Annotated in this window: 24 protein-coding genes; 12 read left to right on the top strand and 12 right to left on the bottom strand. The window is 73.4% G+C overall.

The window, feature by feature from the left end; all coding sequences use genetic code 11:
* Positions 1 to 34 precede the first annotated feature (34 nt).
* Complete coding sequence (locus KBX26_RS21765; RefSeq protein WP_030332514.1) at positions 35 to 745, top strand: helix-turn-helix domain-containing protein; 711 nt, start codon at positions 35 to 37, stop codon at positions 743 to 745.
* Here the strand turns inward: KBX26_RS21765 and KBX26_RS21760 are convergent.
* The 8 genes from KBX26_RS21760 to KBX26_RS21725 form a co-directional block, all read right to left on the bottom strand.
* A complete protein-coding gene (locus KBX26_RS21760) occupies positions 727 to 1,305 on the bottom strand; it encodes a dihydrofolate reductase family protein (protein ID WP_210860296.1) in 579 nt (192 codons plus the stop codon). The two genes, KBX26_RS21765 and KBX26_RS21760, sit on opposite strands and share 19 nt — an antisense overlap.
* Positions 1,306 to 1,434: 129 nt before the next feature.
* Positions 1,435 to 2,856 (bottom strand): DUF6297 family protein, encoded by a 1,422-nt coding sequence (locus tag KBX26_RS21755; RefSeq protein WP_210866295.1) that lies wholly within the window; start codon positions 2,854 to 2,856, stop codon positions 1,435 to 1,437.
* Complete coding sequence (locus KBX26_RS21750) at positions 2,853 to 3,470, bottom strand: ABC transporter ATP-binding protein (protein ID WP_245233639.1); 618 nt, start codon at positions 3,468 to 3,470, stop codon at positions 2,853 to 2,855. Before KBX26_RS21750 ends, KBX26_RS21755 begins: the two co-directional genes overlap by 4 nt.
* Positions 3,471 to 3,516: 46 nt before the next feature.
* Positions 3,517 to 5,901, bottom strand: a complete 2,385-nt coding sequence (locus KBX26_RS21745) for a hypothetical protein (RefSeq protein ID WP_030332522.1) — start codon at positions 5,899 to 5,901, stop codon at positions 3,517 to 3,519.
* Positions 5,898 to 7,664 carry an ABC transporter permease subunit gene (locus KBX26_RS21740; RefSeq protein ID WP_210866294.1) on the bottom strand — a complete coding sequence of 589 codons (1,767 nt, stop codon included), beginning with the start codon at positions 7,662 to 7,664 and terminating at the stop codon, positions 5,898 to 5,900. The genes KBX26_RS21745 and KBX26_RS21740 overlap by 4 nt, the downstream gene beginning before the upstream one ends.
* Positions 7,661 to 8,938 carry an extracellular solute-binding protein gene (locus KBX26_RS21735; protein WP_210866293.1) on the bottom strand — a complete coding sequence of 426 codons (1,278 nt, stop codon included), beginning with the start codon at positions 8,936 to 8,938 and terminating at the stop codon, positions 7,661 to 7,663. Before KBX26_RS21735 ends, KBX26_RS21740 begins: the two co-directional genes overlap by 4 nt.
* Positions 8,935 to 9,567, bottom strand: a complete 633-nt coding sequence (locus KBX26_RS21730; protein ID WP_051708509.1) for an ATP-binding cassette domain-containing protein — start codon at positions 9,565 to 9,567, stop codon at positions 8,935 to 8,937. Before KBX26_RS21730 ends, KBX26_RS21735 begins: the two co-directional genes overlap by 4 nt.
* Positions 9,568 to 9,659: 92 nt before the next feature.
* On the bottom strand, positions 9,660 to 10,637 hold the full coding sequence (locus tag KBX26_RS21725) for a YafY family protein (protein WP_210866292.1): 978 nt from the start codon (positions 10,635 to 10,637) through the stop codon (positions 9,660 to 9,662).
* Between the two features lie 44 nt (positions 10,638 to 10,681).
* Here KBX26_RS21725 and KBX26_RS21720 point away from each other — a divergent pair, with 44 nt between their 5' ends.
* Together KBX26_RS21720 and KBX26_RS21715 are read left to right on the top strand one after the other, a co-directional pair.
* Positions 10,682 to 11,161, top strand: coding sequence for a hypothetical protein (locus tag KBX26_RS21720; RefSeq protein WP_210866291.1), 480 nt, complete (start codon positions 10,682 to 10,684; stop codon positions 11,159 to 11,161).
* Positions 11,161 to 11,622 carry a hypothetical protein gene (locus KBX26_RS21715; protein WP_030332532.1) on the top strand — a complete coding sequence of 154 codons (462 nt, stop codon included), beginning with the start codon at positions 11,161 to 11,163 and terminating at the stop codon, positions 11,620 to 11,622. The genes KBX26_RS21720 and KBX26_RS21715 overlap by 1 nt, the downstream gene beginning before the upstream one ends.
* Positions 11,623 to 11,644: 22 nt before the next feature.
* Here the strand turns inward: KBX26_RS21715 and KBX26_RS21710 are convergent, their stop codons facing one another.
* Complete coding sequence (locus tag KBX26_RS21710) at positions 11,645 to 12,808, bottom strand: low temperature requirement protein A (RefSeq protein WP_307857877.1); 1,164 nt, start codon at positions 12,806 to 12,808, stop codon at positions 11,645 to 11,647.
* A gap of 37 nt (positions 12,809 to 12,845) precedes the next feature.
* Positions 12,846 to 13,265, bottom strand: a complete 420-nt coding sequence (locus tag KBX26_RS21705; protein ID WP_030332534.1) for a hypothetical protein — start codon at positions 13,263 to 13,265, stop codon at positions 12,846 to 12,848.
* 185 nt (positions 13,266 to 13,450) lie between these two features.
* Here KBX26_RS21705 and KBX26_RS21700 point away from each other — a divergent pair, with 185 nt between their 5' ends.
* Together KBX26_RS21700 and KBX26_RS21695 are read left to right on the top strand one after the other, a co-directional pair.
* On the top strand, positions 13,451 to 14,536 hold the full coding sequence (locus KBX26_RS21700; RefSeq protein WP_030332535.1) for an S-(hydroxymethyl)mycothiol dehydrogenase: 1,086 nt from the start codon (positions 13,451 to 13,453) through the stop codon (positions 14,534 to 14,536).
* On the top strand, positions 14,536 to 15,165 hold the full coding sequence (locus tag KBX26_RS21695) for an MBL fold metallo-hydrolase (protein ID WP_210866289.1): 630 nt from the start codon (positions 14,536 to 14,538) through the stop codon (positions 15,163 to 15,165). The genes KBX26_RS21700 and KBX26_RS21695 overlap by 1 nt, the downstream gene beginning before the upstream one ends.
* 38 nt (positions 15,166 to 15,203) lie before the next feature.
* On the opposite strand, the gene tsaA is transcribed toward KBX26_RS21695, so the two are convergent.
* Positions 15,204 to 15,632 (bottom strand): tRNA (N6-threonylcarbamoyladenosine(37)-N6)-methyltransferase TrmO, encoded by a 429-nt coding sequence (tsaA, locus tag KBX26_RS21690; protein WP_210866288.1) that lies wholly within the window; start codon positions 15,630 to 15,632, stop codon positions 15,204 to 15,206.
* A gap of 46 nt (positions 15,633 to 15,678) precedes the next feature.
* Here tsaA and KBX26_RS21685 point away from each other — a divergent pair, with 46 nt between their 5' ends.
* The 3 genes from KBX26_RS21685 to KBX26_RS21675 all read left to right on the top strand — a co-directional run bounded on the left by KBX26_RS21685 (position 15,679) and on the right by KBX26_RS21675 (position 18,429).
* Positions 15,679 to 16,149: a VOC family protein gene (locus KBX26_RS21685; protein WP_030332538.1), complete on the top strand. Its 471-nt coding sequence runs from the start codon at positions 15,679 to 15,681 to the stop codon at positions 16,147 to 16,149.
* Positions 16,133 to 17,284, top strand: coding sequence for a DUF3626 domain-containing protein (locus tag KBX26_RS21680; protein WP_307857875.1), 1,152 nt, complete (start codon positions 16,133 to 16,135; stop codon positions 17,282 to 17,284). Before KBX26_RS21685 ends, KBX26_RS21680 begins: the two co-directional genes overlap by 17 nt.
* Positions 17,285 to 17,712: 428 nt before the next feature.
* Positions 17,713 to 18,429, top strand: a complete 717-nt coding sequence (locus KBX26_RS21675; RefSeq protein WP_030332540.1) for a hypothetical protein — start codon at positions 17,713 to 17,715, stop codon at positions 18,427 to 18,429.
* A 63-nt stretch (positions 18,430 to 18,492) separates the two neighbouring features.
* Here KBX26_RS21675 and KBX26_RS21670 read toward each other — a convergent pair whose 3' ends face one another.
* Positions 18,493 to 19,863 (bottom strand): S9 family peptidase, encoded by a 1,371-nt coding sequence (locus tag KBX26_RS21670; RefSeq protein ID WP_210866286.1) that lies wholly within the window; start codon positions 19,861 to 19,863, stop codon positions 18,493 to 18,495.
* Between the two features lie 190 nt (positions 19,864 to 20,053).
* On the opposite strand from KBX26_RS21670, the gene KBX26_RS21665 reads away from it, so the two are divergent.
* The 4 genes from KBX26_RS21665 to KBX26_RS21650 all read left to right on the top strand — a co-directional run bounded on the left by KBX26_RS21665 (position 20,054) and on the right by KBX26_RS21650 (position 24,378).
* Complete coding sequence (locus KBX26_RS21665; RefSeq protein ID WP_030332544.1) at positions 20,054 to 20,377, top strand: MazG-like family protein; 324 nt, start codon at positions 20,054 to 20,056, stop codon at positions 20,375 to 20,377.
* Positions 20,378 to 20,977: 600 nt separating this feature from the next.
* Positions 20,978 to 21,562, top strand: a complete 585-nt coding sequence (locus KBX26_RS21660; RefSeq protein WP_210866285.1) for a hypothetical protein — start codon at positions 20,978 to 20,980, stop codon at positions 21,560 to 21,562.
* Between the two features lie 602 nt (positions 21,563 to 22,164).
* The gene (locus KBX26_RS21655; RefSeq protein ID WP_247680932.1) at positions 22,165 to 23,187 is read left to right on the top strand and encodes a hypothetical protein; all 1,023 of its coding nucleotides are present in this window, start codon (positions 22,165 to 22,167) and stop codon (positions 23,185 to 23,187) included.
* Between the two features lie 216 nt (positions 23,188 to 23,403).
* Positions 23,404 to 24,378, top strand: coding sequence for a pirin family protein (locus KBX26_RS21650; protein ID WP_030332548.1), 975 nt, complete (start codon positions 23,404 to 23,406; stop codon positions 24,376 to 24,378).
* The last annotated feature ends 59 nt before the right edge of the window (positions 24,379 to 24,437 follow it).

Raw genomic sequence — 24,437 nt, 5'->3', positions numbered from 1 at the left:
CCCGTCCACCGTGCTCGCCGCGTACCCTTCGCCCGTGGGACTGCGGTTCGAGACGCGCGGGTCCGACTCGCCCTGGGTCGACACCGTGTGGACCTGCACGAGCGAGCAGGTCACCGCGATGACCTCCGTCGCGGGGGTGCGGTGGGGCCTGGTGTTCTGGCAACAGGCTGGCCGGTCGTACGCGGGCATCACCGGTCCCGAGACCCGCACCGGCACAGCGTCGGTGCCGGAGGGCGCGACCTTCACCGGCATCGACTTCGTCGTGGGCACCTCGCTGCGGGCCGTGCCCACGACGGCGCTGGTCGACGGCGGCATCGAGCTCCCCGACACCACGCACCGGACGTTTCGGCTGGACGGCACGCGCTGGGAGACGCCCGGCCCCGACGACGCCGAAGCCCTGGTCGCCGGGCTCGTCCGGGCCGGGACCGTGGTCGGTGACCCGCTCGTCGCCGAGCTACTGCGGGGTCACCGCCCGGCCGTCTCGGAGCGCACCGTCGAACGCCGGTTCCGCGCCGCGACGGGACTGACGCGCGGCGCGGTCCGGCAGATCGAGCGGGCTCGCGGGGCGGCAGAGCTGCTGGCTGGCGGCGACCCGGTCGCCGACGTGGTCGCCAAGCTCGACTACTTCGACGAGCCGCATCTGGCCCGGGCGCTGCGCTCCTACGTCGGACGCACCGTCCGGCAGTTGCGCGAGGGCAGCGTCGGCGCCATAGCCCTCGACCTGGGTCAGCGCTTGACGTCGTAGATCAACTTGAGGATCCCGTTCGAATAGCTCTCCGACTCCCGCAGCGTCAGCATGTGCTTTTCTCGGTCGGCCCGGCCGAACAGGCTCTTACCGGCACCGAGCAGCACCGGGAAGACGAGCAGGTTGTACTGGTCGATCAGACCCTCATCGGACAGCCGCCGGGCCAGCTCCGCGCTCCCGTGGATGAAAATCGCGCCGCCATCGCCCTGCTTGAGGGCGGCGACGTCCCCTGTCGAGCGCAGAATCGTCGTCGGCCCCCACCCGTCGACGAGCGCGTCGTCGGACAGCTTGCTCGACACCACGTACTTGGGCAGCTCCTTGTAGCTGGCGTGGTCCTCCGAGCCGGGCCAGACCGGCGCGAACGCCTCGTAGCTGCGACGGCCGAACATCAGCGCTGTCGTGTCAGCGAGCTCCTCGCCCTTCAGCGACCAGGCCTCCGGGACGAACTCGAGGTCCTTGAACACCCAACCGCCGCTGCGGTGCTCCTCGCCCGGCCCGCCGCCGGGCGAGTCCACCACGCCGTCGAGCGACATGAAACCGGTGTAGACCAGGTCGCGCATTGTGGTGTCTCCTCCTGCTCGAGCGGGCTGCCGGGTCCACGCTAGATCGCGATTGCGGCGTTGTCTTGGATGAAAACGACAGCGGGTGGTGCCGTGATCGGGCCTGGGGCCGACCGGGCAACTGACCGGTCAGCCCAGGAACAGCTGGACGAGCACCAGCACGGCGAGCAGCGCCGGCCCCCGTGAGCCCTGCCGCAGCAGGTCGACCGGGATCATCCCGAACGGCGTGTTCACCGTCGCGCCGCCGTAGTTGATCGGCGGGCGGGTGCCGGCCCGGAACGCGGCAGCCACCACCCCGAGCGCCAGCGTGGGCGCCAGCCAGGGCGGCCCCGGGTCGACGGTCGGCAGGGTCAGCAACCACCACAGGCCCGCGCCGGCGGCCGGCACCACCACGTGGATCCCGCGCAGCAGGTTGTCGCTGCCGCCGAGCGCCCGGCGCAGCCCGGGTGAGCGGCTGACCGCCCGCAGACCGCCGGTCAGCCGGTCGGCGGCGAGGTAGGCGAACACCACCTGCGCGGCACCCGCCAACCCGGGCAGGGCGAGCGCCGCCGCGTACTGCACCCCGAGCAGCGCCGCCCAGATCAGCACGGCGCTCGGGTGGCGGCGCAGCCGGCGTACGTCGGCCTGCAGCAGCGCCCACCAGCCGGGGCCCGGAAGGAACCGGCGGCTGCGCACCCGGCCGATCCGGCGCCAGCGGCGGCTCTCCACCAGGCCGGCGAGCAGGCTCGGGTCCAGCAGGATCGTGGCCGTGGCGGCGGCGTTGGCGAACTGCGCGCCGGTGGTCAGCGAGGCCCGGTCGACCCGGGGGAGCGCGCGTACCGCGAGGACCGTGCCCACGACCGCGAGGGGCACCGCGACGGCGACCAGCGCGACGGTCGGCGTCGTCGCCGGCCGGGGCAGCCCGTCGCCGAGGCGACCCACGAGCACCACCACCGTGGTGATCACGGCCGCCGCCGCCATCGGCACCGCCCCGGCCACCGTCGGCCAGCGTCGCCCCGACCGGCTGCTCTGGGCGACGACGCTGAGCGCCAACGCGGCCACGCCCCACCCCGCGCCGGCCGCCGCCGCCCAGCCCAGCGCGGCCGGTTCGCCGACCCCGGCCAGCGCCGCCACGGCCAGGGCGAGCGCCGCGGTGCCGGTCGCCGCGCCCACCAGCAGCAGCACGAAGCGCGGCGCCAGCCAGGCCCGCCGGTCGATGGGCGCGCTGGTCGCCCAGCTCTGCGTGGCCGGGGTGACCAGCAGCGGCCCCAGCGCCCGCAGGCCCCGCCAGGCGAGCCCCGCGCCGGCCAGCAGCGCGGCGACCGCCAGCCACCACCGCACCCCCGGCTCGGCCTGCCCCACGGTGGGGGAGTCCAGCAGGTTGCGGCTGGCGCTCACCGCGAACCAGCCGTACATGCCCACGAACAGGACAATGACGTACGCGTCACCGAGCACGTCGCCGAGGGAATGGTCGTGGTGTCGACTGCGGGCCCGGCGCAGGCGCGTCCGCACCTGCCGGGCGGTGGGCACTCCGGCCGGCGCGTCGGCGACCGTGGCCGGCGCGGCGGTCACTTGCCGATCTCGATGCGCTCGTCGACCACCGCGTCGATCAGCTCCGGGTCGTGCGAGGCCAGCAGCACGGCCACGCCCGCCGCCCGTTCCCGCAGCAGGCGGTCGGCGAGCCACTGCCGCCCGCGGACGTCCAACCGCTGCTCGGGCTCGTCCAGGATCAGCACCCGGCGTGGGCGGACGAAGCAGGACGCCAGCGCCAACCGGCGGCGCTGCCCGCTGGACAGCGTCACCGGCAACTGGTCGCGGGCCGCCTCCAGACCCAGCTCGGCGAGGACTTCCCCGACCGGTTCGGCGTCACCCCCGTGGGCGTACGCGACCAGCTCCAGATGCTCGACCACCGACAGGTCGGGGAAGAAGTCGATGTCGTCCAGGGCCGCCGCCACCAGCGCCCGCACCTGAGGGTCGGTCTCGTCGGCCCGGCGGCCCTGCACCAGCACCTCACCAGCGTCCGGCCGGTCGGCGCCGACGACACAGCGCAGCAGGGTGGTCTTCCCGCTGCCGTTGGGGCCCAGCACCACCGCGATCCGGCCCGCCGGGAGCGTGAAGCTCACCTCGTCGAGCACCACCAGGTCGCCGAAGTTGCGGCTGAGTCCCCGTACCGAGAGCGCGTCCACGATCACAGAGTCTCGCAGAGCGGTGCCACCGACCAACCCGAGCGACCTACGTCACGCGGCGCTCGGCGTCCTCCTCGAGTCGGGCGTCGGCGGCGGCCAACCCCTGCACGTCGGCGACCTCCTCGGCCACCGCCGCCGCGTCCGCCCAGTGCCGCCGCGCGTCGGTCCGGTCGCCCAGCGCGGCGCAGGCGTCACCCAGGTAGAGCAGGGTACGCGCCAGCCCGGCGCTCGCTCGGGTCTCCTCGCGCAGCCGGCGGCTCTCGGCCAACAGCTCGTACGCCGTCCGCGCCTGCCCCGGGGTGCTGCTCAACAGCGTCGCCCCGGCGTTGAGCAGCGCCGTCGCCCGGCTGGTCGGGTCGTTGACCGACTCGTACTCGCGCAGCGCGGCCCGCCACGCCTGGGCGGCGTCCAGGTGCTCGCCGAGGGCCGCGTGCACCAGCACCAGGTTGGTCAGCGCCGCAGCGTACCCGCGCGCGTCGCCCACCGACCGGAACGTGTTGGCCGCCCGCACCAGGTGGTGGTGGGCGGTGTCCGGTTCTCCCCGGGCCAGGTGGGCCGCGCCCAGGCCCAGGTCGGTGAGGGCGTGCCCGGCCCGGTCCGCGCCGGAGCGGTGCCGGCGGGACATCTCCAGGTGCTCCACCGCGTCGTCGAGCTGCCCCAGGTCGAGCAGGGCCAGGCCGAGGTTCATCCGCGCCTGGGCGTTGCCCCGCCGGCCCCGCTCGTTGACCGCGAGGGTGAGCGCGGCGGCGGCCCCCTGCGGGTCGCCCCGGCGTCGACGCAGCACCCCCAGCTCGTTGTGCGCCCACCCGGCGATCTCCGGGCGGTCGTCGGCGGTCGGGGTGGCCAGCACGGTACGGCAGACCTGCTCCCACTCGTCGAGCCGCTCGGCGTACGCCAGCCACCCGCACAGCGCCACGGCCAGCCGGAACCACCACCGGCGGACCCGGCGGGGCAGGGTCTCCTTCGCGCCGGCCGGCACCCGCACCACCGCCAGCAGCAGCTCCTGGTGCAGGTCGAACCAGCCGTACGGGTCGTCATCGAGCGGCAGCGACCACTCCCGGTCCGGTGGGGAGCCGAGCACCGCCAGGTTGGCCGCGTGCCGTTCGGCCCGGCGGGCCAGGTGCCGGGTCAGCCGGGCCTGCGCGGCGACCCGGGCCCGGGCCGGATCCGCGTCGCGCAGGTGCAGACGGGCGCTGCCGGCCAGCAGGGGGCGGATCTCGTACCGGTCGCCCGGCGCGCCGACCACGAACGCGGCGGCGGCCAACCGGTCGAGCAGCGCGGTCACCAGCTCGGGATGCCGCCCGGCCAGCGCGGCGATGGTGGGCCGGTCCACCGGGGCGGGCACCAGCGACATCAGCCGGTACAACCGTCGGGCCTGGCGGGGCAACGCCTGGTACGCGATGTCCCGTTCGGTGACCAGACGGGCCGCCGGTGACACGGCGAGCCGTTGGTGCGGTGGCGTCTGCACCGCGCGGCGCAGCGCCTCCAGCACGTCGGAGTGCCGCCAGCCGTGTTGGGCCGTGCGATAACCGAGGGCACGCACGGTGCGCGGCTGCCGCCCGCACAGGTCGACGATCTCGCGGACCGCCGGGTCGGTGCGCGGGTCGGCGCGCCGGATCCGGGCGGCGGGCGCGGCCCCGCCCGCCGTCGCGAACAGCTCCACCGCCTCGGACGTGCCCGGCTCGGCGATCCAGTGCGCGACCACACCCTCCAGACCGACCAGCGCCGGACCGCCGGCGAGGAGCAGGCGGCAGGTGCGCGCGGTGGGCGGCAACAGCGGCCGGACCTGGTCGGGACGGTCGACGTTGTCCAGCACCAGCAGGATCTTGCGACCGTCGAGCTGACCGCGCAGCGCGTCGGCGGCGGCGGCGAGCGCGTCCGGCCGGCCGGAGGTCGGCGGGGCGGTGCCCAGGATCCGGGCCAGCGCGGTGAGGACCTGCCGGGCCGAGCGGGGTCGGCCACGCCGCCGCAGGTCGAGGTAGTACTGCCCGTCCGGGAAGTCCTCCCGGCACTGGTTCGCCGCCTGCACCGCGCACGCGGAGGTGCCCGCCGCGCGTCGTCCCAGCACCGCCACGGCGTGCTCCCGGGCGAGCAGCGCGACAAGCGCGTCGACGTGCTCGCGGCGACCGGTGAACTCGGCCGTGTAGGGCAGGGTGGGCGCCCCGGTGGCCGGTGTGGTGAGGACCTCGGTCGGTTCGGGGCCGACCTCGTGACCGGCCCGGCGGCGGCGCACCTCGTACACCACGTAACCCAGCACGCCGCCGGTGGCCAGCACGATGGTCACCGGCCCGAGCACGCTGGCCACCAACTCGGAAAGGAGATTGCCGGCCAGGTTGCCGGCCACGTTGGCGAGGATGCTGCCGACCACGCCGCCGATCGCGATCAGCGCGGGCCAGCGCGAACCACCGCGCGCGCCACCCGGCCCGGTCACCGCACGCCCCCGGAGACCAGCCCGGCGACCAGGTGCCGCCGGGAGAGGACCACGAGCACCACCGGCAGCACCGAGGCGAGCACCGAACTGGCCGCCAGCGCGCCACTGTTGCTCACGAAGCTGCGGGTCTGCTCGGCCAGGAACGGCCCGAGCGGCGACGCTCCCGACGCGCTGAACAGCCGACCCACCACCAGGTCGTTCCAGACCTGGACGAACTCCAGCACGGAGACCGCCACCACCGCCGACAGGTTGTGCCGGGCCAACCGGCGCAGGGTGTGCCACCACCGGCGCCCACCCAGCCGGGCGTCGCGGACCTGCTCGACCGGCAGGTCGGCGAACGCGTTGCGCAGCACCAGCACCGCGAACGGCACACCCAGCGCGATGTGCACCAGGGCCAGGCCCTGAGCCGTGCCGGAGGAGAGCACCAGGCCCAGCACCTCGTTGACCGGCCCGGCGATGACCTGGATCGGCACGACGCTCGCGGCCAGCAGCAGCAACCCGGTGGCCTGCGCGGCCGGCCCGGTCAACCACGCCAACGGGTACGCGGCCAGCAGCGCGACCACCAGCACCGTGGCGGTCACCGCGGTGGCCAGCACCAGGGTGAAGCCCAGCGTGCGCCACAGCTGGGTGCCGGTGAGCAGGTCGCGGTAGGACTCGCCGTTCGGCGGCGCGGACCACCAGCCGCGCGCGGCGGCGTCCACCCTGCCGTGCGCCGAGGTGGCGACCAGCACCGCCAGCGGCACCAGCCAGGCGACCGCGGCACCCGCCGCGAGCAGCCGGAAAACCCGCCGGGGCGGGGCGACCGGAGCGGGCTCCGGTGCCGCCTCGACGCGCGGCGGGGGCCACGCCTGCCGGACGAAGAGCGCGGCCACCATGATCCCGCCGATGACCGCCACCAGCCACACCACACCGAGCGCCGCGCCGTCGCCGGTGGTGGTGCCGCCGGACGTCTGCCAGATCCGCAACGCCAGCACCGACGCCTCGTCGCGGACCGAACCGGGGGTCATCACCAGGATGAGGTCGAACGTGCGGCTGGTGCCCACCGCCACCAACGCGAACACCACAGCTGTCGTCCGCAGCAGCAAGGGCCGCCACTGCGCGTCCCACAGCACGTGGCGACGCCCGCCGCCGTAGGCGCGGACCGCGTCGGCGAGACTCGGCGGCACCGCGTCCAGGGCGGACCGGAAGACCAGCACCGCCAACCCGACCCAGGCCCAGACGAACGCCGACATCAACGCGACGGTCACCATCCCCGGGCCGAGCAGCTGCGGCGCGTCCTCCACCGAGCGGCCGGTCAGTCGGGTCGCGACCAGTGTGGCCAGCCCTCGGCTCGGGTCCGGGTCGTACATCAGCCGGAAGGTGACCCCGGTGACGACCAGCGGCAACGCCACCGGCACCAGCAGGATCAACCGCACCAGGCCGCCCTCCTGGGAGCGGCGGGACGCGGCGGCCAGCAGGTAGCCCAACGCCGTCACCACCGCCGGCACCAGCAGGGCCCAGAGGACCGTCCGGCCGACCACCGCGCCGGTGCCCGGGGCGGCGAGGGCGGTCCGGAAGTGCGCCGCGCCGACCCAGCGGCCGTCGGTGGTGACGCTGGCGTGCATGGTCCGCAGCACCGGCCACAGCACCAGCCCACCGAGCAGCACCGCGGCCGGCAGCAGCAGGGCCGACGTCGCTCCCGCCGCCGGATAGGCCCGACCCCGCCGGGCCGGCCCGACGTCGTCGAGGACCGCCAGTTCGCCGAGGACGCGCACCTCACTCATCGGCCGCCCCCCGCGTTGCGGGCCGCCGCGGCGAGCAGGCCGGTGGCCCGGCGGATCGCCTCACCGGCCCGGACCCCGTCGGTGACGTCGGCGAAGAACCCCTGCATGATCCGCCAGATGCCGACCCCGTCGGAGCCGGTGAACGGGCCGGGCAACTGGTCGGAGAGGTCGAATCGCAGCGTGCCGGGCGTCCGCATCTCCTCGGCGAGGCGCTGGGCGACCCGGTCGCGGTAGCTGTCGATCGTGACGTTGGTGTTGGGCGAGAGGTAGCCGCCGGAGCGCAGCCACGGCTGGAACGAGTCGGCCCGGGTGAGCCACTCGACCAGCTCGACACCGCCCCGGGCGTCGGTGAACGCCACCGCCGCGTCCCCGCCGACGATCAGTGGGCCACCGCCCGATGAGGCGCCCGGGAACCGGAACGTCACCGGCGCCTGCGGGCCGCGCTGGAACGGGTCGGCGACGTCGGCGGTGAAGTCGGCCCCGACGAGCATCACCGCCCGCCGGGTGTGCACCACCTGGATCACCGACTCCTCGTACTGGGTGAGCAGGGCGCGACGGCCGCCGCCGACGAACGCCCCGTCGATGCTCCAGAGCCCGGCGAGCCGGTCCAGTGCCTCGCGCACCGCGCTGCCCTGCCAGTCGGCGTCCGCCCGGGCGAGGGCGTTGTAGCTCTCGGGTGCCACGTCGGCCAGGACGTTCTCGAACCAGTCGGTGAGCACCCAGCCGTCCGCGGCGCCGATGGCCAACGGCGCCGGCCCGCCGTCGCGCCGGGCGAGCGCGCCGAGCTCCCGGGTACGCCGGACCAGCTCGTCCCAGTTGGCCGGCGGCACCGGCAGCATCGAGGGCAGGTGCCAGACCAGCGACTTGTGTGCCGCCTTGACCCAGACCCCGTAGCGCTGACCCTCGGCGGTCAGCAGCTCACTGAGCCCGGCGGGTACGGCGTACCCGGTGGACGGGCGCACCGGGCTCAGCCACCCGCGTTGGGCGTACTCGGTGACCAGGCCGGGGCGCGGCAGGATCGCCACGTCCGGGCTGGTGCCGGCGAGGTGCCGGGCGCGCAGGAACGCGTCGATGTCGTTGCCGGCGCTGACCACCTGCACCGGCGCGGGGTAGCCGGCGACGACCTCACGGAACCGGTCCAGTTCGCTGGTGCTCCAGACCACCGCCACCTGCACCGACCGGCTCCCGCCCGAGCAGCCGGCGGCCAGCGCGGTGGCGCCCACGGCGGCGGCGCGCAGCAGCGTACGACGACTCGCTCGGATCGTCGGCCTCATCGGGGCACCTCGCTCGGCTCGGTGACCAGCTCGTGGCGCACCGGAATCTCGGCCAGGGTGGCCGGGTCGGCGGTGCAGACCAGCACCGCCACCCCGGGAGCGTTCGATGGTGAGAGACGGGGCATCAGGTCACCGAGGCGGCTGTCGCCCGCCGAGCCGGCCGGCAGGTCGATCACGAGCACCTCGGGCAGGCAGGCCGCCGCTCGGGCGAGCGCCACCCGGAACCGCTGGGCGGCGGAGATCTGGTGCGGCAGCAGGGTGAGGGAGAGCGCCAACTCGAGCCGGTCGACAACGGTGGCCGTCCAGTCGTCGGCCACCTCGTGCACCCGTTCGCGTTTGCGTTGGCCGTACTCGATGTTGCGGCGCACGGTCAGCTGCGGCAGCAACGCGCCACCGGCGGGCACGTAGCCGATCTGCCGGCGGGGCGGCGGCAGGGCGGTGACGTCCCGGTCGCCGACGAGGATGCGGCCGGTCACCGGTGGGGCGAGCCCGGCCAGCACCCGGGCGACCGCCGTGCCGTACCGGGGTGGCGCGACCAGGGCGGCGAGCGTGCCGGCGGGAACGTCGAGGGTCACCGGCCCGGTGCCGGGGACGGCGACCAGTGCGCGTAGCCGTAACGTGACCCTCACCTCCGGTGACCGTTGATGACCGTCCCAGGGTGGCACACCGTGCCGACAACCGACGCCCCCGACCCTTCCACTGTGGAGGGGGCCGGGCCTGTTCAGGTGGGGGAGTACAGCGCGGCGAGCCCGGCCGCGGTGGTGGCCAGCCGTTCGCGCAGCGCCACCGGGGTGAGCACCTCGACCTCGGCGCCGAGGCGCAGCAGCTCACCGTGGGCGTGGGTGAGCGACTCGATCGGCAGCACAGCGGTCACCCAACCCCGCGCGTCGGGTGGCCCGGCGCTGGTGTCCATCGCGGTCACCACCGGGTCGCTGCCGATCTCGCGCAGCCGCTCCCGCCCGGCCGGGGAGAGTCGGACGGTGGCATCGTCGCGGTGCAGCCGTTCCCGGAACCGCACCACGTGCGCCCGCCACCAGGCCGGCAGGTCGAAGTCCTCGGGTCGGTCGAACTCCTGCCCGAGCGGGGTGAGCGTGAGGATCTGGTTGACCCGGTAGGTGGCCGGCGCGCCCCGGCCGGGCTGGTCGGCCACCACATACCACCGGCCGCCCTTGAGGACCAGGCCGTACGGCTCCAGGACCCGGGTCACCTCGCCGTTCCAGCCGCGGTAGCGCACCTCGATGCGGTGCTGTCGCCAGACCGCCTCGGCCGTGCGGGCCAGCTCGGGGGAGGCGTCGCCGTCGGCGTACCACCCGGGGGTGTCCAGGTGGAAGCGTTGCCCCAGTCGGGTCGCCCGGTCGCGCAGCGGCGCGGGAAGCGCGGCGTGCAGCTTGAGTTGCAGCGCCGCCACCACGTCGCCGTAGCCCAGCTCGTCGGCCGGGCCGGGCAGGCCGGCGAGGAACAGCCGGTCGGCCTCCTCGGCGGTCAGCCCGGTGAGCCGGGTCCGCCAGCCGTCGACGAGCTGGTAGCCGCCGGCGTGCCCGCCCTCGCCGTAGAGCGGGATGCCGGCGGCGTGCAACGACTCGACGTCCCGGTAGATGGTACGGGGGGAGACGGCCAACCGCTCGGCGAGCTGCCCGGCGGTCAACCGCCCGTGTGACTGCAACAGCAACAGGACGGAGAGGAGTCGACTGGCCCGCACTTCACTGACACTAGTTGTCAGGGGACCGCTCGTACCGTCCCGGCATGGCATTTCGCGACAAGGATCTGAGAACACCGGGACCGATCACGGTGGACGGTCGGCACCTCAAGCGCTACCACATCGACCAGCCGGAACGGCCGCTCGAACCGGAGGTGGAGAAGGCCGCGTACGACCAGGTGGGCCTGCTGCTGGCCGACGTCGTCGACGACGGCACCCCGGCCGCCGGGTGGGTGGTGCTGCACCGGGGCGCGGACACCGGCGCGTACCTGCTGGCGTACACCTGGGTCTGGGACAACGCGGTGGAGGTCCGCGTCGCGGCGGCCGGGCAGCCGGCGCTGGACTGCCCGGACGACGACCCGACCCACTTCGTCGAGGTCCGTCGACCCGCCGTCGGCTGCGTCTGGGAGCTGGCGGTGCTGGAGCACGAGCGGGCGGCCTGGGTGCGGCACATGCTTGCCCCGCAGGCGCCCCACCTGGCCGGATACCTGCACGACACGCGAGCGGAAGGGCCGGTGGGCCGCTGATGGGCGACTTCGACTTCTTTGTGGGCACCTGGAACGTCGTCAACCGGCGGCTGCGCGAGCGGCTGGTCGGCTCCGACGAGTGGGAGGAGTTCCCGGGGGTGTCGGTGGCGCACGGCTTCTTCGCCGGCGGCGGTCACTTCGACGAGATCACCTTTCCGACCCGAGGCTCCGCCGGCGCCACGGTCCGGATCTTCGACCCGGCCCGGCAGGAGTGGTCGATCTACTGGATGAGCAGCGACACCGGGGTGCTGGGGCAGCCACCGATGGTGGGCCGCTTCGTCGACGGGGTCGGCCGCTTCTACGCCGACGACCAGCACGAGGGACGCCCGGTGCGGTGCCGGTTCGTCTGGTCCGACATCAGCGCGACCACCGCCCGCTGGGAGCAGGCGTTCTCGGTCGACGGCGAGCAGACCTGGGAGACCAACTGGATCATGACCTTCACCCGGGCGTCGGAGGGCTGACCGCCAGGTGGGGTGACCGCGGTCAGGCCTGGTCGGCCACGGCCGCGGTCCGCCCCGCGTCGCGGCCGCGGAACAGCACGGTGATCGTCACGAGGACGACCAGCAGCGCCGCGAGCACGTACACCGGGGCCGGGCCCAGCGGCGTGAGCAGTGCCAGCAGCGCGACGACCGGGAAGGCGACGGCCGTCACGCCGTGCTGCTTGCGGCGTACGTGCAGCACCCAGACGGTGAGCAGGAAGACGGCGACCGGGACGGCCACCGCGTACCCGACGGTCCGCTCCGAGATGTGCGCCAGGTGCCGTTCGTAGTCCACCGCCACGCCCAGGCCGGCGCCGACCCCGGCGATCGCCGCGAAGATCAGATAGTGGCCATAACCCCAGACCAGGGAGTACGGCAGCCGGTCGGGCGCCTCGCTGCGCCGATCGAAGTAGAGCCACCACAGCGCGAACACCATGACCGCGCCGGAGGCGGCGAGGAACCAGAGGTCGTGCTCCCCGGCGTCGAGCCCGTCCTGGATCGCCAACGAGACGGCCGCCACCGCCTCACCGAGCACGATCAGCGTGAACAGCCCGTACCGTTCGGTGATGTGGGCCGGGTGCCACGGGGTCATGCCGGGGCGTTCGGCCACCGCCGGCACCAGCACGTCGGCCAGCCCCAGCAGCACGAACGACGCGAGCCCCCACTCGGGTGGCAGCAACAGGCGCAGCAGCCAGCCGAGCTGCACCACCGTCACCCCGACCGCGTAGCGGCGCGCCGCCGCACGGTGCGCGGGGTCGCCGGCCGCCGCTCGGCTCCAGTGCACGACGGCGGCCAGCCGCATCACCACGTACCCGTAGGTGATGACGGTGAAATCGTTGTCGGCGAAGGCGCGGGGCACCCCGGCCGCCAGGATCAACGCCCCGAGGATCTGCACCAGGGTGGTGATCCTGTAGACGTCGTCGTCGGTGTCGTAGGCCGAGGCGAACCAGGTGAAGTTCACCCACGACCACCAGATCGCGAAGAACACCATCACGTAGCCGGTGACCGCGTGGGCGAGGTGACCCTCGGCCAGGAAGTGGTGCAGGCTGGTGGCGGCCTGCGCCACGGCCACCACGAAGCAGAGGTCGAAGAACAGTTCCAGCGGGGTGGCGGCCCGGTGCGGCTCGTCGCGGCGGTGTGGCCGCATCGGCCGGTAGAACGGCCGCACCGACCGAGGGTGAGTCACCGCGGTCCCTCAGGTGGCCTCAGCCGCGCCGACGGCCGTGAGTCAGCCCCTCCAGCACCAGGGTCAGCCCCGCGCCGACCAGCCAGATGTCCTTGGCGAGCCCCGAACCCGCCTGGGTCGGCCGGACGCTGCCGGCTTCCCGCATCCCCGGCGTCTTCAGGTACAGCTGCACCAGGCCCGCGCCGAACGCGGTCAGGCCGAGCCCGACCAGGGGCGCCGGGACGAACGGCGCGATCAGCGCGGCCCCCAGGGCGATCTCCGAGTACGACAGCAGCTTGGCGAAGCGCGCCGGCTCCAGCTGGCCGAGCTGAGGCATGGCGGCGACCGCCATCCCGTGCATGCCCTCCGCCGCGGCGCCCTCCAGGTTGCGCTTGCCCAGACCCGAGTTGAGGACGTACGCGCCGATGGTGAGCCGCAGCGGCAGGTGGGCGAATTTCATTGTTACCCCCGTTGGCAGTGGTCGAATGCGGCCCGCGTACCCCGCAGCGCCCGCGATAACCCGCCGGGGCGGCTGGGCAGGCTGTGGTGGTCGCGGTAGGTTCGCCGGGGGCCCAGCGCCGAGCCCGTGGCACACCCGCCCACCCCGGCACCCGGCCCTGCCGCAGACCACCAGCAGGAGGCGAAGTGAGCCAGGAAGTCCGGGGAGTCATCTCCCGCAGCAAGGGCGCTCCGGTCGAGGTCACCACCATCGTTGTGCCCGATCCGGGGCCGGGTGAGGCGATCGTCCGGATCCAGTCGTGCGGCGTGTGCCATACCGACCTGCACTACCGCGAGGGTGGCATCAACGACGACTACCCCTTCCTGCTCGGTCACGAGGCGGCGGGCATCGTGGAGCAGGTCGGCGAGGGCGTCACCGACGTCGCCCCGGGCGACTTCGTGGTGCTCAACTGGCGGGCGGTCTGCGGGGTCTGCCGGGCCTGCCGCCGGGGCCGGCCCTGGTACTGCTTCAACACCCACAACGCCACCCAGCGGATGACCCTCACCGACGGCACCGAACTCGCCCCGGCGCTGGGCATCGGGGCGTTCGCCGAGAAGACCCTGGTACATGCCGGGCAGTGCACCAAGGTGGACCCGGCCGCCCGACCCGCCGCGGTGGGCCTGCTCGGCTGCGGGGTGATGGCCGGGCTGGGCGCGGCGATGAACACCGGAAACGTCACCCGGGGCGACTCGGTCGCGGTGATCGGCTGCGGCGGCGTCGGGGACGCGGCGGTGGCCGGGGCAGCCCTCGCCGGCGCCACCACGATCGTCGCCGTGGACACCGACAGCCGCAAGCTCGACTGGGCCCGCCGGTTCGGCGCCACGCACACCGTGAACGCGTCCGAGACCGACCCGGTCGAGGCGATCCGTGCCGCCACCGGTGGCTTCGGCGCCGACGTGGTGATCGACGCGGTGGGTCGACCGGAGACGTGGAAGCAGGCGTTCTACGCCCGCGACCTGGCCGGCACCGTGGTGCTGGTCGGCGTACCGACCCCGCAGATGCAGATCGAGCTCCCGCTGCTGGACGTCTTCGGGCGCGGCGGTGCCCTCAAGTCCAGTTGGTACGGCGACTGTCTGCCCAGCCGGGACTTCCCGATGCTCACCGAGCTGTACCTGCAGGGCCGACTCGACCTCGACGCGTTCGTCACCGAGGAGATCGCACTCGACCAGGTGGAGACCGCGTTCGAGCGGATGCACCACGGCGACGTGCTCCGCTCGGTGGTGGTGTTCTGATGACCGCCCGGGTCGAGCACGCGGTCACCTCGGGCACGTTCTCCCTCGACGGCCAGACCTTCGACGTGGACAACAACGTGTGGGTGATCGGTGACGACCGCGAGTGCGTCGTCCTGGACGCGCCGCACGACGTGGCGGCGATCCTCGCCCTGGTGGGTGACCGCCGGGTGAAGGCGATCCTGGCCACCCACGCCCACGACGATCACGTCCGGGTGGCGCCCGAGCTGGCCGAGGCCACCGGCGCGCCGGTGCTGCTGCACGCCGCCGACCGGGTCCTCTGGGACATGGTCCACCCGCACCTGCCGCCCAACGGCGAGCTGCACGACGGGCAGAGCATCGAGGTGGGTGGCACCACGCTGCGGGTGTTGCACACCCCCGGGCACAGCCCGGGCGCGTGCAGCTTCCACGCGCCGGAGCTGGGCGCGGTGTTCACGGGCGACACGCTCTTCGCCGGTGGCCCGGGCGCGACGGGCCGCTCGTACAGCGACTTCGACACCATCGTCCGGTCGATCCGCACCCGCCTGCTGACCCTCCCGCCGGAGACGGTCGTGCACACCGGCCACGGCGATGACACGACGATCGGCGCGGAGGCGCCGCACCTGCAGGAGTGGCTGGACCGCGGCCACTGAGCCCAGCGCACCGGCCTGCTGGCGTGCGGTCGGCGGGCTCAGCGTTCGTCGGCCGCGCCCAGCACCGGTTTGACGTCCAGGACCGGGGTGCCGTCGAGGGCCTCCAGGTCGGCCACCTCGACGCGCAGCCCGTCCACCGCCAGCACCCGCACCCGGTGCAGCCCGATCGGGTTGGGCCGGTGCGGGGAACGGGTGCTGAACACGCCGGTCTCCGGCCGGGTCTCGTCGCCGCGTGGGTGCACCGCCAGCACGTCGCGCCGGGCCCGGTCCAACCAGGTCAGCACCAGCAGCTCCGCGCCGACCCGCAGGTCACGCACTGCCCGCTCGACGTGCGGGTCGAAGACCAGCCACGCCGTCGGTGCGCCCTCGTCGCCCTGTCGTGGCGCGCTCGCCGCGTCGGTCAGCGGCGAGGCGACCCGGCCGACCGGGCGCAGAGGGTACGTCTCGTCCTGAACTGTCCCAGCCATGACGCTCCCTTGCCGACGGTGCGAGCCTACGGCGTTAGGATCGCGCATGGCCGCCGAGCACCCCACCCCCGCCGTCCGTCAGCTCCGCCTCGTGGTGGAGGCCGACGACTACGACGCTGCCGTCGCGTTCTTCCGTGACGCGCTCGGCCTGCCCGAGGAGGCGGCGTTCGTCGGCGACGGAGACGCCCGGGTGGTGATCCTGGATGCGGGCCGGGCCACCCTGGAGATCGCCAACCCGGCCCAGAAACGCATGATCGACGAGGTCGAGGTGGGGCGGCAGGTCGCCCCCCGCCTGCGGGTGGCCTTCGAGGTGGACGACGCCGAGGCGACTACGGCCCGGCTGGTCGCCGCCGGGGCGAGCGAGGTCGCGCCGCCGACGCGTACACCGTGGCAGTCGCTCAACTCCCGCCTCGACGCGCCCGCCGGCCTGCACATCACCGTCTTCCAGGAGTTGCTCGCGCCGGACGTGCGGGAGGGGACGCGGCATGCGGAGCCCGGACGTGACAGCGACAACTGAGTCCGGCAGTTCCCGGGCTGCCGCTCTCACCCCGGCGCAGACGGCGGCCCTGGCCCACGTCCGGTCCCTGGCCGTGGCCGAGCGGCGCGCCGCCCTGGACATCATCGCCCGGGAACTCACCGCCGCCGGCCTCCACGACCGGCCGGAAGAGCTGCTCGCCGCAGTGGTCCAGTGTGGTCGCCTGACCGTCAACTTCCACCCCGACCGGTTGTGCGTCGACGGGCGGACCGTCGTCGCCGCCCTGGCCGAGGACGGGGTGTACCGCAGCCAGTTCGTCACCGGAATCTCCAACGGCGGGCTCACCGCCTATCCGGGCGGAGACCGGGACCGTTGGGAACAACGGATGTTCGACGGCGCGTACCAGCGAACCGGGGTCACGGCGGCCGACCGCCCCACGTACGGCGGAATGAACCTGCTCGGTCACGCGGACGGCGCCTGTCCCCGATTCGGTTCCTGTCACCTGCGGCTGCGTCCGGCGGTGCTGACCCGGGCGACCTTCTGTCTCGGTGACAGCCACCTCGGTCCGCGGGTGGTGGGGACCGCCGACGCCTTCGAGGCGGTCCTCGCCGGGCTCCTGGTCGGTGTCGCCGCCACCGGTGAGTGTCTGGGACGCACCGGAACGGACGTCGGCACCTTCGTTCGGACGGTGCGGGACGTTCCGACCACGCCGGAAACTGTCGGTCGCGCGCTCGACGACTACGTGGAGGCCCAGATCCACGGCACCCTCGACCTCGCGCGCGATGTCGAGGAACTGGTGGTGGACAAGGCCTTCGCCGGCACCCTGACCGGGGCGACGCTGGAATCAATCGCTGAGCGGCACGGTTTCCCGCTGCTGTGGCACCCGGGCTTCGCGCTGGCCGTCGACCGGGTCTACGCCGAATTCCGAGGGCCGGCGATTCCGGTGCTGGCGGCGCGGCTGCATCGGGAGTTCGCCGGACCGGGCGAGCCGGTGGACGCGGCGCTGGTCGGGCGGGGCGCGGTCTCGGTGGTCACCGAGCCGGAGCGGTGGACCGACCGGGGTCCGGTCGCGGAAACCCTCCAGCACCTCAAGCAGCTCTGGCATGTCCTCGTCCGCTACGGCGAGCCACACGCCAATCTCACCCACAGTGCCGGGTCCGTCGGTCGCTCACGGTAGCGGCAAAACCGCCAGCCGCCGCCTCCCCACCACGGTGAATTCGCCCTTTGCTCTGCACCCAGATCGGCGCCACGGACCTGAGCTGCGGATGAGCGGTTTCCGCCCCCCGTAGGCGTTCCGCACAGCCGTCACGCACGGTGTCTGGTGCGTGTGTGGGTGCAGAGCAAAGGGTGTGAACGGCGTTCTGCCTCCGACCGCTGAATTCACCCTGCGTCACCATTGTCAGGTGTGACGGGCGACGAGCCGCGTCTGTCCGGTTCTGCGTCGTGACCGGGACCGCAGCCGGCCGACGCGAGGTCATTTCCGGAATGACCGACACGTGAACCTGGTTGTGTCCCCCGTACCGCCGGAGCCCAAACCCATTCCGCGGTCATCTCCCGAGGAGTGTTCACCCCGGAGCGCTTCGCACGATCGAAAGGGCAACCATCGTGAAGGTCGACTTCACTCGATGGCTCCCCGCCATCGCTAAGGACTCGTACCGCAAGACCGCGCTGAGCGTGGCGGGCGTGGCCGCCCTCGGCGGCCTGGCGCTCGCGCCAACCGCAGCCGCGGCCCCGGTCACCTCCGGACCGCACCAGGGCGCCGTCGCCGCCATCGACCTCGCCACCGGCAAGGCCGCCACCTCGGCACAGCAGAATGACGAGCAGCCCGTCGAGTCGGGCCTGACCACCGGTTCCGCCACCGGCAAGCCGCCGGAGGGCAAGCCGAGCCGTGCGCAGCTCATCCCGCACGGCATCGAGGGCGCCCAGTCGCGGGTCCCCCTCGACGACGCGCAGCTGGCCAACGCCCGGGCCATCGTCGACGCCGCCAAGAAGACCGGCGTCGGTGACCGGGGCGCGGTGATCGGCATCGCCACCTCGCTGCAGGAGTCGAAGCTGTACAACCTCGGCCACCTCGGCGCGTACAACGACCACGACTCGCAGGGCCTGTTCCAGCAGCGTCCGTCGTCCGGTTGGGGCACGCCCGACCAGATCACCGACCCGGAGTACGCCGCCACGGCGTTCTTCACCGCACTCAAGAACGTCGGCGGCTGGCAGGACCTGCCGCTGACCACCGCCGCGCAGACCGTGCAGGTCTCCGCCTTCCCGTACGCGTACGCGCAGTGGGAGGAGCAGGCGGCGGACATCGTCCAGCAGCTCTGGTGACGACACCCGCACATCCCGCGCCGGCCGGTCCCGTTCAGGGGCCGGCCGGCGTTCGTCGTGCCCTCAGCAGGCCGGGTAGAGACGGCGGGTGCCGACCCCGGCGGCGTACGCGTCCCGGTCGCTGAACCGGCAGCCGTAGTCGGGCCGGGCCACCACCGCCGGGTCGGTGACGGTGTCGCCGGCTGGGCGCTTGCCGGTGCGTACCCAGGACACCAGGTCGTCCCAGGCGGTGCCGGCCTCCGCCGGGGTGAACTCGCAGTGCTGCGTGGCCCGGATCGCCCGCTGAACCACCAGCTTGGCGCGACCGTGCCGCGCCACGTCGGTGGCGTACGCCTGCTCCATGCTGAACGGCACGAACAGGTCCCCCAGACCGTGCAGGCTGAGCACCGGCGCGGTCGGTCGGCCGGCGATCCGCGGCACCTCGGTCAACGTCGGCAGGAGCCGCTGCCGCAGGTTCTCCGGGGCGACCCGCCGCACCGTCGCGTTGACGTTGACAGGGCTGTTCGGGGTGTAGCGGGTGAGCAGGTTGGTGGACAGCTGGCCGGGCCGCTGGGCGGGGGAGTTGCCGCTGCTGGTGGGCACGCTGATCGAGAACAGGAAGTCCTTCCACACCGCGAACGCGGCGTCGGCTCCCGGACGCGGCCCGCCGGAGCGGTTCACCGTGATCGCCCGCAGCTGCTTGCCCCGCTCGGTGGTGGTGTCCGGCCCGGTGGGGGTCAGCCCGGCCAGGCCGAGCGCCACCTGGATGCGCGGCACCGCGTTGGTCAGGTAGTCGGCCGGCGTGGGATAGGCCGGCACCCCGGCGAGCGCCTGCGCGACCAGGTTGTAGTCCAGGTAGAAGTCGAGAAGCGTCTGATCGCCGAGCACCCCGCACATCGGCAACGCGCCGTCGTAGAAGCCGGGATACTGCTCCAGCGAACGACCGATGACGTACCCGCCCATCGACACCCCGGCGACGTAGGTGTGCTGCGGTCGGCGGACCGTTCGCGCGAAATGGTCGGCGAGGTCCTTCGTGCCCAGCACACCGGAGCGGATGTCGAAGCCGTTGCGGTCGTACGAGGACGACGCCCACGCGTACCCCTGCTCCAGGAGTCGCTGGCGCAGCCCGAAGCCCGGCGGCTCCGGCGAGAGCACGGTGCCCTGGCCACGGTAGCCGTGCGCCCACATCACCAGGTCGCCGTTCCACCGGGCGGGGACCTCGATGAGGTACCCGGCGTGGCGGTGCACTCCCTGGCGTACCGTCGTCGGTTTGCCGCCGACGACCAGGGGCGCCAACGGCGGATTCTCGATGGTGTAGCCGGGCAGCGGCTCGCCGCCCCTCGCGTCGCGGCCGGTGGCGCCGGCCGGTGCGGCACCGACCAGCCCGACCGCGAGGGTCAGCGTCGTGGTGGCGGCGAGCAGCCGGCGGAGGGTGCGAACGGGTGTGGACAGCATCGATGCTCCCCATCGGACGGATGTCGCCCGGGGGCGACCAGCGGGACGGTTGCCTACCGGCCGGTAGCGTCCTGAACCTAGAACCGCCGTCGACCAGTGTCAATGGGTACGCTGACCGGCGGCTCAACCACGACTGTCCGGCCGAACCCGGTCGTCGGGGTCGGTGGGCCGATCGGGTTGACTGGTCGCCGTGGACGAGTCGATCTGGGAGGCGGCCCGGGTGTCGCGCAGCTGGCTGGACGCGGCGAACGGCACCGGGCAGACCGAGCTGACCTGCCGCATCCTCAAGCTGACCGAAGAGGCGGGGGAGGCGTCGGCCGCCTGGATCGGTCTGCTCGGGCAGAATCCGCGCAAGGGTGTCACCCACACCCGCGATGACGTGGCGGCGGAGCTGGCCGACGTCGCCTTCACCGCGTTGGTGGCCATCGAGAGCCTGGGGTTGGACGCGCAAACGGTCCTGGACGCCTGCGCCGCGAAGGTGCGTTCCCGCCTGGCAGACCAGGACCGTCGGTAGCGTCCGGTTACGCCCACCCACCCTTGCCGGGCCATGGCAGGCCGACCGCGTCTGGGCGAATGCGCGCTGATGCTTCCGTGCTCGACTTGGGTTTCCCTGACAGCGGGCTGTCCCTTCGTCCGGGACACCCGCTTTCAGTGGATCATCCCGGTGGGGGCGGTTCGACCCGACCGTCCGCCATCGCCTGGGTGGTTTGTCGGGTTGTGGGGGTCAGTGGGTGGTGACCGGGCGCACCCGCAGGCTGGAATCATGGCCGGGTCGGGGTCGTTACACATCCTGACGATCGCAGCACCACCGAGTGGGCCCCGGGCGCTGAGCCTGGTCGCGCAGGTCGGAATGCCAGCCTCCACCCGGTCGTTGTGACCCCCACGATCGACCGCAGGCACCGCCTCCACCTGGGTGCGGACAGGTTGGGCCAGCCCGGAATGACCCCGGCCCCCCCGGTCGTTACACCTGGACCCCCGGTGCCACGAGCCCCCCGCTCGCAGGCCGCCGACCCCTCAGACTTTTCCCGTTTGTTTGTGCAGCGCCGGACGAGGTGCTCACACCCGTGCGTCCCCCCGACGTGTGGGTGTCCTTACCCCCGAAGGAGCTACCCCCATGAACACGATCATGCGTAAGAGCGTGCTGTCCGTTGCTGGTCTCGCGTTCGTCGGCGGTGTGTTCGCCGGCCCGATCGCCCACGTGGCCAACCACGCCGACACCAAGCCGGCCGCGGTCACGGTGCAGGCTGACAAGCCCGACATCAGCAAGCTGATCCCGCACGGCACCCAGGGCGAGCAGTCGCACATCACCCTCAACGACGAGCAGACGGCCAACGTCAAGGCGATCATCGCGGCCACGAAGAAGGCCGGCCTGCCTGAGCGCGCCGCGGTGATCTCGATCGCGACGAGCCTGCAGGAGTCGAAGCTGGAGAACCTGGGTCACCTGGGCGACAGGAACGATCACGACTCGCTGGGCCTGTTCCAGCAGCGCCCGTCCAGTGGTTGGGGTACCCCGGAGCAGATCACCGACCCCGAGTACTCGACGACCGCGTTCCTCAAGGGTCTGAAGCAGGTTGACGGGTGGCAGGACATGCCGCTGACCGTGGCCGCGCAGACCGTGCAGGTCTCGGCGTACCCGGACGCCTACGCCCAGTGGGAGCAGCAGGCCGCTGACCTGGTCGCCCAGTACTGGAACAGCTGACCCCGGATTCGCACGACCGAACAGCAAGACCACCGCACGACTCCGACCGCTGGCCGGCACCCGCAACACGGGGTGCCGGCCAGCGGCATTCCTGCTGTCGCCGTGCAGGTCGCTAGCCATACGACGGGCACCCGCGACCACCGGTCGCCGTCGCCGATCACCCGTCGCATCCCCCGCCGTCCGTCGCCTCCCGCCCCCGTCCGTCGCCTCCCGCCCCCGTCTGCCGCCGCCCGCCGTCCGCCGCCCGCCGTCCGCTGCCTGCTGTCCGCTGTCCGCTGTCCGTCGCCTGCCGCCTGCCGCCTGCCGCCTGCCGCCTGCCGTCCACGGTCCGCGGTCCGTTGCCTGCCGTCCGCTGTCCCCGCCTGCCGTCCACCGCCCCTGGCTGAGGGGGCCGGAATCTCGCGCTCCAGCGGTGTGGGGAGGCGGATGGTGTCGTCTGACCGGCGGGTGTCCGGAGATCTTGGACAGTTTCCGTTCGCCCCGAACGGAAACTGTCCAAGATCTCCGTCGGCGACGTAGCGGAGTGGCGTGATCGGCGCCGAGTGATCCGATCGGCCGGCGGGTACGTACCCCTGGACGGGGACCGGCGGAGGGACAGAGGCATGGCCGCAGTGGGGAACGGCGTGGATCGCGAACCGGGGTTGGGGCCGGAACCCTCCGGTGCGACCGCGCCGGAGCGGTGGTCGACCGGGGCTCGCCTGTTGGTGGCTGCCGCCGCCGTCGTGCTGCTGCTGGGGGCGGCGGCGGTGGCCCTGATCGTTGCCGATCCCGGCCGCCTCGGCATGACCTACTCCAGCCAACCCGACGGCACCCGCCCCGACGGCACCCGCCCCGACGGCACCCGCCCCGACGGCGCCGGGCCCGACGGAACCCGGCCCGGTGGCGGCACCCGGCCCGGTGGCGACGGTCGTCCGGGGGACGGCGCTGACCCGGACGCGCCCGACGGTCGCCGCGGCGGTGGGGGCGCTGCTGCCGAGCAACTGCTGACAGCGCCGGTGGCCGGTTGGCAAAAGGGCACCTTCGTGCTCGCGGACGGGTTGACCTCGTTCGAGCTGCGGGTGACCGAGTTGGGCGAGGACCTGTACCGGATCAGTGTCCCGGCCGGCTCGGGGGTGGCGGGACGTCCGACGGTACGGGGGGAAACAGCCCGGCTCGACCTCGTGGAATCCGGGACGCGTGGGCCGCGCGCCGTGCGGGTGTTGCTCAACGAGCGGGTCGCCTGGCGTCTGCACCTCGTCGGTGGGGTGAGCAGCCAGGTGCTGGATCTGAGCCGGGCCCGGCTGCTGGGCGTGGACCTCGCCGGTGGTTCCAGCCGTACCGAAATTCTTCTGCCACCGATCACCGCGGCCGGCCCGGACGACCTCGCCGGTCCGACCTCAGGCAGCCTGACCGTGCGACTCACCGGCGGGACCAGCCAGCTCGACGTCCGGGTCCCCGGGGAGACGCCGGTTCGGGTGCGGGCGGGAGTCGGCGCCGGCTCGGTGGTGGTACGGGACGAGCGCTGGGACGGGGTGGCCGCCGGCTCGGTGCTGGGTACGCCGGGATGGGACCGGTCGGCCGAGCGCCTGTACCTGGACCTGGTCGCCGGTGCCAACAGCGTGATCGTGTCCTCCAGCAACCGCTGACCCGCACGGCCAGCCCGCGTCGCCAAGCCCGCGTCGCCAAGCCCGCGTCGCCAAGCCCGCGTCGCCAAGCCCGCGTCGCCAAGCCCGCGTCGCCAAGCCCGCGTCGCCAAGCCCGCGTCGCCAAGCCCGCGTCGCCAAGCCCGCGGGCTGGTGACGCCTGTCGGCCCTGGCGGGAAGCGCCGCTGACGCAGGTGGGCGTGAGCGTACAGTCGGGCGGTGGAGCGTACTGAATCAATGCTGGCGCAGACCCGACCGCCTGGCGTGGCCGACGTCGACCCCGGCAGTGTGTTGTTGCCCGGCCACGACGTGCCGTTGGGTCGGTACACCACGGTGCGGCGGCTGCTTCCGCAGCGCGCCCGCCGGATGGTCGGCGCGTGGTGTTTCGTTGATCATTTTGGCCCGGACGATGTGGCGCAGCGGCCCGGCATGGAGGTGCCGCCGCACCCGCACACCGGGCTGCAGACGGTGACCTGGCTGCTCGACGGTGAGATTCTGCACCGGGACAGCCTCGGCAACGTCCAGCCGATCGTTCCCGGCCAGCTGAACGTGATGACCTCCGGGAACGGCATCGCCCACTCGGAGCGGTCACCGGCCACCCACCCGCCGGTGATGCACGGCGTGCAGTTGTGGGTGGCGCTGCCGGATCCGGCGCGCGCCGGGGCGGCCGACTTCGCGCACCACGCCGACCTGCCCCGCTGGCGCGACGGCGATCTCGACGGCACGGTGCTGGTCGGCGAGTTCGCCGGGGAACGGTCACCGGCGGTGGTGCACACCCCGCTGGTGGGGGCGCAGCTGGAGCTGCGCGGCGAGGCGCCGGCGACGATGTCGTTGCGGCCCGATTTCGAGTACGCCGTGCTGGCGATGTCCGGGTCCGCGGAGGCGTCCGGGGTCGGGTTCGAGCCGGGGGCGCTGCTGTATCTGGGTTCGGGCCGCCGGGAGTTGACGGTGCGCGGCGGGGCGGGGGCCCGGTTGCTGCTGCTGGGCGGTACGCCGTTCGAGGAGCCGTTGGTGATGTGGTGGAACTTCGTGGGCCGGTCGCACGAGGAGATCGCCGCCGCCCGGGAGGACTGGATGGCCGGTGACGCACGCTTCGGTGTGGTCGCCGACGATCCGGCGCCGCCGCTGCCGGCGCCCGCGCTGCCCACGACCCGCCTCAAGGCTCGTGACCGCACCGGTGGCCTGCACGGCTGACGCCCTCACACCTCGTCGATCTTGCAGTTTCGGTCCCCGGAATGTCGATCCTGCGGGCT

The organism is Micromonospora sp. C97 (genome assembly GCF_018070385.1).
Classification (GTDB): Bacteria; Actinomycetota; Actinomycetes; order Mycobacteriales; family Micromonosporaceae; genus Micromonospora; species Micromonospora parva.
The sequence above is the reverse complement of the archived record's forward strand: the minus strand, read 5'-3'. Positions and strand labels throughout refer to the sequence as shown.